10 protein-coding genes and 1 pseudogene are annotated in these 11,876 nt (G+C 73.4%); 8 read left to right on the plus strand and 3 right to left on the minus strand.

Annotated elements, in window-relative coordinates; genetic code table 11:
- Positions 1-34: 34 nt before the first annotated feature.
- Positions 35-931 (plus strand): alpha/beta hydrolase fold domain-containing protein, encoded by an 897-nt coding sequence (locus V1258_RS13110; RefSeq protein WP_329747036.1) that lies wholly within the window; start codon positions 35-37, stop codon positions 929-931.
- A gap of 3 nt (positions 932-934) precedes the next feature.
- Here the strand turns inward: V1258_RS13110 and V1258_RS13115 are convergent, their stop codons facing one another.
- Together V1258_RS13115 and argS are read right to left on the minus strand one after the other, a co-directional pair.
- The gene (locus V1258_RS13115) at positions 935-1,642 is read right to left on the minus strand and encodes a lysoplasmalogenase family protein (protein WP_329750101.1); all 708 of its coding nucleotides are present in this window, start codon (positions 1,640-1,642) and stop codon (positions 935-937) included.
- Between the two features lie 77 nt (positions 1,643-1,719).
- Positions 1,720-3,471 (minus strand): arginine--tRNA ligase, encoded by a 1,752-nt coding sequence (gene argS, locus V1258_RS13120; RefSeq protein ID WP_329750102.1) that lies wholly within the window; start codon positions 3,469-3,471, stop codon positions 1,720-1,722.
- Positions 3,472-3,547: 76 nt separating this feature from the next.
- On the opposite strand from argS, the gene V1258_RS13125 reads away from it, so the two are divergent.
- From V1258_RS13125 to V1258_RS13155, 7 genes are all read left to right on the plus strand, one after another.
- Entirely contained in the window at positions 3,548-3,967 is a 420-nt protein-coding gene (locus V1258_RS13125; RefSeq protein WP_329750103.1) for a YccF domain-containing protein, read from the plus strand.
- Positions 3,964-4,455 carry a flavin reductase family protein gene (locus V1258_RS13130; protein ID WP_329750104.1) on the plus strand — a complete coding sequence of 164 codons (492 nt, stop codon included), beginning with the start codon at positions 3,964-3,966 and terminating at the stop codon, positions 4,453-4,455. The genes V1258_RS13125 and V1258_RS13130 overlap by 4 nt, the downstream gene beginning before the upstream one ends.
- Positions 4,456-4,573: 118 nt before the next feature.
- The gene (locus tag V1258_RS13135; RefSeq protein ID WP_329750105.1) at positions 4,574-6,157 is read left to right on the plus strand and encodes a DUF7937 domain-containing protein; all 1,584 of its coding nucleotides are present in this window, start codon (positions 4,574-4,576) and stop codon (positions 6,155-6,157) included.
- Between the two features lie 29 nt (positions 6,158-6,186).
- The gene (locus tag V1258_RS13140) at positions 6,187-7,479 is read left to right on the plus strand and encodes a uracil-xanthine permease family protein (protein WP_329750106.1); all 1,293 of its coding nucleotides are present in this window, start codon (positions 6,187-6,189) and stop codon (positions 7,477-7,479) included.
- Positions 7,480-7,529: 50 nt separating this feature from the next.
- Positions 7,530-8,390, plus strand: coding sequence for an ABC transporter ATP-binding protein (locus V1258_RS13145; RefSeq protein WP_329750107.1), 861 nt, complete (start codon positions 7,530-7,532; stop codon positions 8,388-8,390).
- Positions 8,391-8,401: 11 nt separating this feature from the next.
- The gene (locus V1258_RS13150; protein ID WP_329750108.1) at positions 8,402-9,442 is read left to right on the plus strand and encodes an iron-siderophore ABC transporter substrate-binding protein; all 1,041 of its coding nucleotides are present in this window, start codon (positions 8,402-8,404) and stop codon (positions 9,440-9,442) included.
- Entirely contained in the window at positions 9,439-11,592 is a 2,154-nt protein-coding gene (locus V1258_RS13155; RefSeq protein WP_329750109.1) for an iron ABC transporter permease, read from the plus strand. The genes V1258_RS13150 and V1258_RS13155 overlap by 4 nt, the downstream gene beginning before the upstream one ends.
- Before the next feature lie 93 nt (positions 11,593-11,685).
- Here the strand turns inward: V1258_RS13155 and V1258_RS13160 are convergent.
- A pseudogene (locus tag V1258_RS13160) lies at positions 11,686-11,844 on the minus strand (ornithine cyclodeaminase); the annotation flags it as partial.
- Between the last annotated feature and the right edge of the window lie 32 nt (positions 11,845-11,876).

Genomic DNA, 11,876 nt, shown 5'->3' on the forward strand with positions numbered 1-11,876 from the left:
AGGGCGGCCCCCGGGGCCGCAGGAGGAGGCAGTCATGGGTCGTGTCCGCGAAGCCGTCGTCACCGGAGCCCGTGCGGTGAGCCGCATCCCCCTGCCCTCGACCCTCACGCATCAGGCGCTGCGCGAGGCGCGCCGCCCGAACCCCCCGTCGGCGGTGCTGAAGTCGCACGCCGTCGAGCACGAGATGATCGGCCGCACCCGCACGGTGTGGCTCGACGGGCACCGCGGGGATCGTGGCCTGATCGTCTTCCTGCACGGGGGCGCGTACGTCTCCGGCCCCTTCGCGAGCGACTGGCTGTGGCTCTCCCGCCACATCGACGCCCTCGGCTGCGCGGGGCTCATGGTCGACTACCGCAACGCCCCCGACCACCAGCACCCCGTCGCCCTCGACGACGTGGAGGCGGTGCTCGCCGCACTGCGGGCCGACGGCCGCCTCGCCGGTCAGCCGTGGGTCCTCGCGGGCCAGCATGCGGGCGGCGGACTCGCGCTGACCGTCGCGCGCCGGCTGCGGGAGTCGGGGGAGGTGCCCGCGCCCGCGGCGCTCGTGGCCATGTCGCCCTGGCTCGACCTCGAGCTCGCCAACGCCGGGATCACCGAGACCGACCAGGCAGATCCGGTGCACGAACGGCGCCTGCTGCGCGATGCGGCGATCCGCTACGCGGGCCGCACGCCGCTCGAGGACCCGGATCTCTCGCCGCTGAACGCCGATCTCTCCGGGCTGCCGCCGCTGCACCTCTCGGTGGGGATGCGCGACCTCTTCCTCGCCGAGGTCCGCATCGCCCGGCTGCAGCTCGAGGAGAACGGCGTCGAGGTGGCCTATCGCGAGATCAGCGGCCGGCTCGGCCTGCAGCTGCGGGTGCGCCGCGGCGAGGACATGGAGCGGCTGCATCGCGAGCAGGCGGCACTGATCACGCGCGCACTGCGGGGCTGAGGCTCAGCTCTCGACGATCACCAGGGCGGCACCCGCGGGCGCCGTCGCCCAGCGGCGCTGCGGCAGCGCGCGGAGCAGGCCCGCCACCAGCAGGGCCTGGCCGATGATGTAGGTGACCATCACCCAGACGGTGCTGTACAGGATCGCGGCGCCCGGCAGGAACCAGGTCATCGCCAGCAGCGAGCTGGACAGCAGGAACAGCGTCCCTCCCGACCAGGTCAGCCCGTTGCCGCCCGCGGAGAGGAAGGCCGTCACGGCGAGGGCCACGGCGTAGGCCGCGACGAGGGGGAGCATCGGTCCGGCCCCGTCGGCGCAGGCGACGAACAGGCCGATCACCACGCCGCCGTAGGGGATCGCCAGCGCGATGCGCATGGGGTCCCGGTTGCGCCGCCACAGCGGGGCGAGGGCGCAGGAGTAGGCCACCAGCGCCCCGAGGAAGAACAGGGCGGAGATGGTCTCGACCTGCTCGGGCGCGATCTGGCTGAAGAAGTCCCCGCACCAGGCGCACAGCAGCCCGATGAGCAGCAGTCGCGAGGTCCGTGTCAGGTGCGGGACGGCGGTCAGCACCACGCCGATCAGCAGCGGGGCGAGCAGCGACTGGGTGACGCGCTGCAGCCCCTCGACCTGGGCGAACATCGCGGTCAGGTGCAGGCCGCCCACGAGGGCATAGGCCACCCAGAGCAGGGTATGGGCGGTTCGGGACGGCTGCACCGTCTCAGGCTAGGAAGCGGACCCGGCGGTGACCAGCGGTATGACGGAGCATTCGGGCACGATCGGGTAACGCTCGGTCACATCTGCGCGGGAGCGTCCACCCCGAGGGCGTCCAGACCCTCCATCAGCACCCGCTCGGTGAGCTGGGCGAGGGCGAGCCGTCCCGCGCGCAGAACCTCGTCGCTCTCCTTGAGGATGGGGGAGGCCTCGTAGAAGGCGGTGAAGGCCTGGGCGAGGGAGAACAGGTAGGCGCACAGCCGATGAGGCTCGTAGTCCTCGCCGGTCTGGGAGAGCACCGGCGCGAACTCGAGCAGCGCGAGGGCCAGCGCCCGCTCCGCGTCGTTCTCGACCAGCGGCGCCGCGGCGGCGGTGACGCCCTCGGCCGCGGCGCGGCGGGAGATGGACCGGATCCGGGCCACCGCGTACTGCAGGTACGGCGCGGTGTTGCCGGTCAGGGCCAGCATCCGGTCGAGGTCGAAGGTGTAGTCCGAGTCGTGCGCGGTGGAGAGGTCCGCGTACTTCACGCCGCCGATGCCGATCGAGCGCGCGATCTGCGCCCGCTCCGCCTCGGGCAGGTCGGGGCGCAGCTCGTCGATGACCGTGCGGGCCGTGGTCACGGCCTCCTCGAGCAGCGCCATCAGCCGCAGCGAGGCGCCGGAGCGGGTGCGCAGGATCTTGCCGTCCTCGCCGAGGACGGAGCCGATCTTCACGTGCTCGGCGCGCACCTCGGCGGGCAGCCAGCCGGCCTCCCGCGCGATCGCGAAGACCATCTGGAAGTGCAGCTCCTGCGCGGAGCCGACCACGTAGGCGATGGCGTCGGCGCCGAGATCCCGCACGCGGTGGCGCACCGCCGCGAGGTCGGTCGTGGCGTAGCCGTAGCCGCCGTCGGACTTGCGGATGATCAGCGGCAGCGGCTGCCCGTCGCGCCCCGTGAACCCCTCGGGGAAGACGCACAGCGCGCCGTCGGAGATCCGCGCGATGCCGGCCGCCTCGAGATCCGCGCAGACCGCCTCGAGCTGATCGTTGTAGGAGGACTCGCCCGCGAGATGCTCGTCGCGCAGCGTCACGTCGAGCAGGTCGTAGATGCGGTGGAAGTACTGCTTCGACAGCTCGACGAGGTCGGTCCAGATGCGCAGCGACTCCGGATCACCGGACTGCAGGGTCGCGACCCGCCGACGGGCGCGCGCGGCGAAGTCGCCGTCGGACCCGCTCTCTGAGGCGTCGAACTTGGCGCGCGCCGCCTGGTAGAAGGCGTTCGGGTCCGTGCGCAGCAGATCCGCCTCGGGGCTGTCCTCGCCCACCTCGAGGAGGTGCTCGATGAGCATGCCGAAGGGGGTGCCCCAGTCGCCGATGTGGTTCTGGCGCACGGGCGTGTGACCCAGCTTCTCCAGGGTGCGCGCGATCGAGTCGCCCACCACGGTGGTGCGCAGGTGGCCGACGTGCATCTCCTTGGCGACGTTGGGCGCCGAGTAGTCGATCACGACGGTCCGCGGCCGCTCGGGGAGGGGCAGTCCGAGCCGCTCGTCGGCCGCGAGCTCGGCGGCCTGCGAGGCGATCCAGTCGGTGCGCAGGCGGATGTTCAGGAAGCCCGGGCCCGCGATCTCGGGGGTCTCGGCGATGTCGTCGAGCTCCACGGCCGCGAGGATGTCCGCCGCGATGTCGCGCGGCTTGCGGCCGAGGGTCTTCGCGAGCCCCATCGCGGCATTGCACTGGAAGTCCGCGAACTGGGAGGGGCGGATGATCGGGTCGGCCTGCGCGTGCTCGGGCCCGAAGGCGGCGGCGAAGGCGGACTGGAAGCGCTCGGTGAGCGCGATCTCGGGTGCAGGCATGGGGACCAGGGTAGTCGCGCGCGGACGGGGGGACAGCCCCCTGGCCCCGGGGTGCGACGGACCCTACGCTGGCGGCATGCGCTCCCTGATCTCGCTGATCCTCAACGTCATCTGGCTGCTCACCGCGGGCTGGGCCCTGTTCCTGGGGTACGTCGTGGCGGGACTGCTGGCCTGCCTGCTGATCGTCACCATCCCGTTCGGCCTCGCCTCCTTCCGCATCGCGGGCTTCGTGATCTGGCCCTTCGGCCGGGAGGTGGTGGACACCGGGCGGGTCTCCGCCGTGGGTGCCCTCGGCAACGTGATCTGGTTCGTGGTCGCCGGCTGGTGGCTCGCCCTGGGTCATGTGGCGACCGCCCTCGCCCAGGCCATCACGATCATCGGCCTGCCCCTCGCCTGGGCGAACCTCAAGCTGATCCCGGTGACCTGCTTCCCCTTCGGCAAGGAGATCGTCGACTCGGACGACGCCCGCGCCCGCATGCTCCCGACCGCCCGGTGAGCACGCCCGTCGACGTCGAGGACTACCGGCGCGCGAGCGATCTGATCGCTGCGGGCCTCGCGGTGCTCTCCACCCGGCAGGGCCCGCACGACCTGCTGGTGACCGTCGACTCGTATCTCGACGTCTCCTATGACCCGCCGACCATGCTGGTGGCGCTCTACGGCATGGGCCGCGCCGCGGAGGCCGCCGAGGAGGCGGGGCACCTGTGCCTGAACGTCCTCGCGGAGGACCAGCAGCATCTCGCCGACCGCTTCGGCACCCCGGGCGCCCCGCTGCAGGGGATGCTCGCGGGCCTCGAGGTCTCCCGCACGGCCGACGGCGACGCGATCCTGCCCGGGGCCCTGGCCCATTTCGCGCTGCGCGTCGAGCAGGCGGTTGACGCCGCGACCCACCGCCTGCTGATCGGCCCCGTCGTGGAGATGGGGGAGGGGCGCCCCGGGCCGGGTCCGGCGATCCGCTTCGCGGGGGAGCGCCGCGCGCTGCGCTGAGAGCGACGGCGCATCCGGCCTGCGGCGCGCCGACCGTCCGCGGCGTCCCGGCGTCCTTATCATCGAGACCGCCTGCGCGCACAGGGCGAGCAGGTCAGCAGGGCAGGAGAGCCGGGGAATGGACAGGCACCCAGGGGACGCGGACCCCCAGGACGCGGACTGGATCTTCGCCTCCGACGACCCCCGCACGCTACCCACCGATCGGCTCCCGGACCGTGCCGAGTTCGACCGCTACTCCGCGCCGCTGCTCGCCGAGCGCGAGGAGCGGCGCGCCGCCGCCCGGCCCGCCCCCGCGAGCTACGCCCGCTCCGGCACCACCCCCAACGCCGAGCACGACGAGCTGCCCGCCCTCGGCTTCACGGTCCCCGCGCGCTTCGCCGACCTCGGCATCTTCGACGCCCTGCGGGACGTGATCGCCCTGGTCTGCCTCAGCGCGGCGATGACCACGACCTTCACCGCCGCGCCGGGCCACTGGCTCGCGGGCCTCGCCCCCTGGGCGATCGGGCTGGCCCTGGTGTCCCTGGTGGTGGTGCTGCTGGTCCGCTGGCTGCCGCCGGACCCGCCGCTGGCAGCGGTCCGCTCGGTGCGCGTGATCGGCCTCGCCCCCGCGCTGCTCGTGGGTCTGCTCGCGCTCCTCGTCGACCTGGTCTCCTCGCTGCCGGTGCTCTTCGCCTCGCTGCCCGAGGGTCCCCCCGTCGGCATCGGCGTGGGGGTCGCCCTGCTGCTGCTCGGCGCGATCATCGGCATCGAGCCGCGCGCCCACGAGGGGTATCTGCCGCAGGCTCGCGCCCGGCGCACGGCCCGGCTGATCCTCGTGGGCGTGGGCGTCGCCGCCGCGGCCCTGCTGCTCCTGGCGCTGGTGATGCTCATCGGGCGGCTGTTCACGACCGGCTGGGGATACTCGCTCGTGACCTTCGCGGACACCTTGGTCTCCGCGCTGCTGCTGGGCATCGTGCTGGCCTCGGCGCTGCTCCGGGAGCGCTCCTGGTTCGTGTTCTCGACCGCGGTCACCGCGGGCCTGGTGCTCGCGGCCCTCGCCGACAACTCCCTGCGCCTGCAGTTCGCCGCGCCCACCAGCGTGGCCACCGGCTACGTCTACCTGCCGCTGCTGTTCATCGCCTTCGGGGTGATGATCTCGCGCTCCTTCGTGCGCACGATGCCGGTCACCTTCCGGCGCACCGACTGGCTCGTCTACACCGTCCGCGCCTTCGAGTTCTCCGCCGTGATGCACGTCGCCGCTGTCGTGTGGCACCTGCTGACCGCGATCGCCGCCCCCACGGGGCAGGCGCCCGGCGGTGTCGCGATCCACCTCATCGACGCGGGCGTGTGCGCCTGCCTCGCGGCGATCTCCCTCTTCGCGCGGCACACGCTCCTCACCCGTCCCGCCGGGCCCGCGCGCAGCACCGGCGTGATCGCCGGTCTCGCGCTCGTGGTGATCGGCTTCCTCGACGTGATCGTCAACTCCCTCGCCCTCGGCGCGGGCGCGGGCCTGGTCACGGGCGGGCTCGCGGTCGCCTCCGGCATCGCCGCCGCGCTCATGCTCACCGTCCCCTCGCCGGTGCGCGACGAGCACGGCGCCCCGGACCTCGCCCGCATGTTCGCCGACTTCCGCCACCGTGACGGCGGCCGCGTCTCCCTGCTGAGCCTGGTCCCCGACGTCACGGTCGAGACCGCGCGCCGCAAGAACTTCCCCGGCGCCTGAGGCGCCCCGCATCCCTCCCAGGAGAGCCCATGTTCCGCTGGACCCTGCACGGAGACGGCCGCACCGTCGCCCCCGACGCGATCGTCCGCCCCGAGGAGCGGCTCGCCTGGCCGCTGACCATCGGGATCGGTGCCCAGCACGTCATCGCGATGTTCGGCGCCACCTTCCTGGTGCCGCTGCTGACCGGGTTCCCGCCCTCGACCACGCTGCTCTTCTCGGGCATCGGCACGCTGCTGTTCCTGGTGATCACCCGGAACCGGGTGCCCAGCTATCTCGGCTCCTCCTTCGCGTTCATCTCCCCGATCATGGCCTCGACCCAGGCCCACTCGATGGGGGCCGCGCTCGGCGGCGTGCTCGTGACCGGTGTGCTGCTGGCCCTGCTGGGGCTGCTCGTGGGGCGGATCGGCACGGGGTGGATCCGGGCGCTCATGCCGCCGGTGGTGATGGGCTCGATCGTCGCGCTGATCGGCTTCAACCTCGCCCCGACGGCCTATGACAACTTCCAGCAGTCCTCCGTCACGGCGACGATCACGCTCTTCGCCGTGGTGCTGTGCACGGTGCTCTTCCGCGGCCTGCTCGGTCGGATCTCGGTGCTGCTGGGCGTGCTGGTCGGCTATCTCGTGGCCGTGGCGCGGGGCGAGGTCGACTTCGAACCGGTGCGGGAGGCCGACTGGCTCGGCCTGCCCGAGTTCCACCACCCCACCATCGAGCTCGGCCTGCTGCCGATGTTCCTCCCGGTCGTGGTGGTGCTGCTCGCCGAGAACGTCGGCCACGTGAGCAGCGTGGGCCTGATGACCGGCCGGAACCTCGACCACATGGTCGGCCGCACCCTGGTCTCCGACGGCCTCGCCACGACGCTCTCCGCCGGCTTCGGCGGCTCGCCGACCACCACCTACGGCGAGAACATCGGCGTGATGAGCGCGACCCGCGTCTACTCGACCGCGGCCTACTGGGTCGCGGGCATCGTCGCGATCCTGCTCTCCCTCTCCCCGAAGGTCGGCGCCCTGATCTTCACCATCCCGCCGGGCGTGCTGGGCGGCGTCACCTTCGTGCTCTACGGCCTCATCGGCATCGTCGGCGTGCGCATGTGGGTCGATGCGAAGGTCGACTTCTCCCGTCCCAAGAACCAGATCACCGCGGGCGTCGCCCTCGTGGTCGGCATCGCGAACGTGACCTGGACCATCGAGGGCGTGCAGCTGACCGGCATCGCGCTCGGCACCCTCGCGGCGCTCGCGATCTACCACCTCATGGACCGGCTGGGCCGGCTCACGGGCACCGAGACCGAGACCGAAAGGGAGCCCGAGCCCGCTCCCGTCGATTAATGCGCGGACGCCGTTTCGGAATCTAATGAGGTGAGGCTAAGCTTCGGCGCGTGCCACTTCAGCTCGTCCCCGCGACCGACCTCCCCGCGCCCTCGCTGCGCGGCGCCGACCTGCGCCTCGGCTACGGCAAGGACGAGGTCGTCCACGGCGTCGACCTCGTGCTCCGGCCCGGCGAGGTCACCGCTCTGCTGGGCCCCAACGGCAGCGGCAAGTCGACCGTGCTGCGAGCCCTCGCCCGCCTCCACCCCGTCGGCGGTGGTGAGGTGCTGCTCGGCGGCACGAGCGAGCGCGGCACGGCGCTGCTGTCCGCCCGCGAGCTCGCCCGCGAGCTGACCCTCTTCTCGCAGACCCGCACCGCCCCGCAGGGTCTCAGCGTGCGCGAGGTCGTCGCCTTCGGCCGCCATCCGCACCGGCGGCGCTTCGCGGGGCTCACCCCCGCCGATCAGGCCTCGATCGACCGCGCCATGGAGCTGACAGGTGTCAGATCCTTTGCCGCCCGCGGCGTCGACGAGCTGTCCGGCGGCGAGATGCAGCGCGCCTGGCTCGCCTCCTGCCTCGCCCAGGACACCGCTATCGTGCTCCTCGACGAGCCCACCAACCACCTCGACCTGCGCTACCAGATCGAGACCCTCGACCTCGTGCGCGACCTCGCCGAGGAGCACGGCGTCGCCGTCGGCATCGTGCTGCACGACCTGGACCACGCCGCCCGCATCGCCGACCACGTGGTGCTGCTGCACCACGGTGCCGTGCACGCGGCCGGGCCCGCCGCCGCGGTGCTCACGAGCGAGCACCTCACCGAGGTCTACGGCCTCCCCCTCACCGTGACGCGGGAGGCCGACGGCCGCCTGCGCATCGACGCCCGCGGTCGCCATGAGCGCCGCGTGCAGCCCGACCGGGCATCCGCCATCTGACCGAGGACCCCATGCACACCATCACGCGCCGCCTCGCGGCCACCCTCACCGCCGCCGCCGCGACCCTCGCCCTCGCCGCCTGCGGTACGACCGAGGTCCCCGAGACCGCCGAGCCCGCCGGGGACGCCGCCGCGATCTCCGAGTCCTGCGCCGCGGACACCACCGCCACCTCGACCGACCCCGTCACCCTCACCGACGACCTCGGCCGCACCGTCGAGCTCGACGCCCCCGCCGAGCGGGTCGCCGTCCTCGAGTGGCAGCAGACCGAGGACCTGCTCACGCTGTGCATCGCGCCCGTCGCCGTCGCCGACGTCGAGGGCTTCTCCACCTGGGTCAGCGCCGAGACCCTGCCCGAGGGCACGACCGACGTCGGCACCCGCGGCGAGCCGAACCTCGACGCCCTCGCCGCCGCCGACCCCGACCTGATCATCGTCGAGGTCAGCTCGCCCGATGACGAGGTCGTCGCCCAGCTCGAGGCGCTCGGCGTGCCCGTGCTCGCGACCATCGGCGCCGACGCCGCCGACCCGGTGCAGAACATGAAGGACCTCTTCGCCCTGATCGGCGAGGCCACCGGGCGCAGCGAGCGCGCCGAGGTCGTCCTGGGCGAGTTCGACGCCCACGTGGCCGAGGCGAAGGCCGCGGTCGAGGGCGCGGGCCTGCCCACCACCGACTTCGTGTACTTCGACGGCTGGGTCGACGGCGGTAACGTCACGCTGCGCCCCTTCGGGAAGGGCGCGCTGTTCACCGCCCTCGGCGAGGAGGTGGGCCTCACCTCCGCATGGACCGAGGAGACGGACGCCGTCTACGGCCTCGGCCAGACCGACATCGAGGGTCTGACCACCGTGGGCGACGCGACCCTCTTCTACACCAGCACCGACGACCCGGCCGGGAACTACGTCACCGAGCTCGAGAAGAACGAGCTGTGGACCTCCCTGCCCGCCGTCGAGGAGGGTCGCGCCTTCGGCTTCCCCGCCGGCATCTGGACCTTCGGCGGCCCCCGCTCCTCGGAGCAGGCGATCGACGCCTACGTCGACATCTTGACCGCCCAGTGACCATCGCCCCCGAGGACGCCCCCACCGGCGATGCCGCGCCCGACGGCGCCGGCCCGCCCGACGGCGCCGCCCCCGCCCGCGGCGTCCGTGAGGCGCTGCGGGTGGGGGCCGGGGGCCTCGTCGGAGGAATCGCGGCCCTGGTCCTGCTGGCCCTCGCCGTCGTCGTGGTCGGGGCCTGGCACCTGACCCAGGGCACCTCGGGCGTCGGCCTGCAGGACCTGCTCGCGTACCTCGCCGGGGCCGACGACACCGTCGGCGGCGTCGCGATCTCGGACATCGTCGCGGCCTCCCGCCTGCCGCGCCTGCTCGCGGGCGTCGCCGTGGGCGTCGCGCTCGGCAGCGCCGGCGCGCTGCTGCAGTCCGTCTCCCGCAACGCCCTGGCGAGCCCCGACACCCTCGCCGTCACGGCGGGCTCCTACTTCGCGCTGTGCCTGGTCGCCGCGTTCAACATCGCGGTGCCGCTGTGGGCGTCCAGCGGCGTCGCCTTCCTCGGCGGCCTGCTCGCCGCCGGGATCGTGCTGGCGCTGTCGGGCGGGGCGGGCTCCTCCACCACGCGGCTGATCCTCGCCGGCTCCGCCGTCGCCATGGCGCTGCAGTCCGGCAGCTCGATGCTCCTGATCCTCTTCCAGGCGGAGACGACGGGCCTGTACGCCTGGGGCAGCGGCTCCCTCGCGCAGCTGAACATCACCGCCTCGCTGCGGGCCCTGCCCGTGATCGTGCTGGTCATCCTCGTGGCGCTCGTGCTCTCGCGGCGGCTCGACGTGCTGGGCCTCGGCGACGACGCCGCCTCGAGCCTCGGCGTGCCCGTACGCTCCACCCGCGTCGTCGCCGTGCTCGCGGCCGTGCTGCTGACCTCGACCGCGGTCACCGTCGCCGGTCCCATCGCCTTCGTCGGGCTCGGCGCGCCCGTGCTCGCCCGCCTGCTCGGCGGCCTCGTGCGGCCCCTGCACCGTCATGCGCTGCTGATCCCCGCCTCGGGCCTGATCGGCGCGCTCGTCGTGCTCCTCGCTGACGCGACCGTGCGCGCGATCCTCGGCCCCCGCGGCGCGACCGCCGTGCCCACCGGCATCCCCACCGCCATGCTGGGCGCGCTCGTCATCATCCTTATGGCGCGCCGGCTCCCGGACTCCGGGCCCGCGAAGCAGCCGCCGCAGGCCCGCACCGGTCTGCGCACCCGACGCCGCTTCCTGATCGTCCTCGCGCTCAGCGCCGCGGCCCTCGCAGGGATCGCCCTGCTGGGACTGCTCTCCGGCAGCATGTGGCTGCGCACCGGGGACATCGCGCTGTGGAGCCAGGGCGAGGCGCCCCGCCTCGTCGGCCGCGCCCTCGGCGAACGCCTCCCGCGCACGACCGCGGCGATCCTCGCCGGCGCGGCCCTCGCGCTCACGGGCTGCATCGTGCAGTCCACCGTCCGCAACCCCCTCGCAGAGCCCGGTCTGCTGGGCATCACCGCCGGCGCGGGCCTCGGCGCCGTCGTCATCGTGACGCTCGTAGGGGCGAACCGTCCGCTGATGATCGTCTGCGCGGTGCTCGCCGGCATCGCCACCTTCGCCCTCATCGGCCTGCTGGCCTGGCGGGGCGGGCTCGCGCCCGAGCGCTTCGTGCTGGTCGGCATCGGCGTCGGCTACGGGATGAGCGCTCTGACCTCGTTCCTGCTGCTGCAGGCGAACGCCTGGGACACCCCCAGCATCATGACCTGGCTGTCGGGCACCACCTACGGCAGGCGCCTGACGGACGTGGTGCCCGTGCTGATCGTGCTGGTCATCGCCGCGCCGCTGCTGATGGCGCTGCACCGCGAGCTCGACCTCCTGGCGATCGACGAGGACTCCCCGCGGATCCTCGGCGTCCGCCTCGAGCGGACCCGCATGCTCGTGCTCGGCATCGCCGCGGTGCTCTCGGCGATCAGCGTGATCGCCGTGGGCGTCGTCGGCTTCGTCGGCCTGGTCGCCCCGCACCTCGCGCGCGCCCTCGTCGGCGGACGCCACCTGCGCGCGATCCCCGTGGCGATGCTGCTGGGCGGCGTGCTCGTCGGCCTCGCCGACGCCCTCGGCCGCACGCTCATCGCGCCCTCGCAGGTCCCCGCCGGCCTCATGGTCTCGCTGATCGGCGCGCCCTACTTCGTCTGGCTGCTGTGGAGGTCGCGGGCCTGAGCCGACGGCCGACCCGGGCTCGTCGGCCGACCCGGGCCCGTCGACCGGTCCGGGGCCGCTCGCGGATCCGGCCCGCCCGCTCCGGCGGCGGCGTCAGCGCAGCAGCGAGAACAGGTCCTTCGGGTCCGACGGCGCGGCCACCAGGTCGAGCGGTCTGACGAGGTCCGTGCCGGCGGTCGCCGCATGCGCGAGGCGTAGCACGGAGAAGTCCGCGAGCGCGAAGCCGACGGAGTCGGAGAGCGTCACCTCGTCGGCGTCGGCGTCAGGGACTCGCGCAGTCCGGC

The organism is Brachybacterium sp. J153 (assembly GCF_036311905.1).
Taxonomy (GTDB): domain Bacteria; phylum Actinomycetota; class Actinomycetes; order Actinomycetales; family Dermabacteraceae; genus Brachybacterium.

Coding starts and splice junctions, on each gene's coding strand:
- V1258_RS13110 (WP_329747036.1), top strand. CDS start 35: ATGGGTCGTGTCCGCGAAGCCGTCGTCACCGGAGCCCGTGCGGTGAGC.
- argS (WP_329750102.1), bottom strand. CDS start 3,471: ATGCCTGCACCCGAGATCGCGCTCACCGAGCGCTTCCAGTCCGCCTTC.
- V1258_RS13125 (WP_329750103.1), top strand. CDS start 3,548: ATGCGCTCCCTGATCTCGCTGATCCTCAACGTCATCTGGCTGCTCACC.
- V1258_RS13135 (WP_329750105.1), top strand. CDS start 4,574: ATGGACAGGCACCCAGGGGACGCGGACCCCCAGGACGCGGACTGGATC.
- V1258_RS13140 (WP_329750106.1), top strand. CDS start 6,187: ATGTTCCGCTGGACCCTGCACGGAGACGGCCGCACCGTCGCCCCCGAC.
- V1258_RS13150 (WP_329750108.1), top strand. CDS start 8,402: ATGCACACCATCACGCGCCGCCTCGCGGCCACCCTCACCGCCGCCGCC.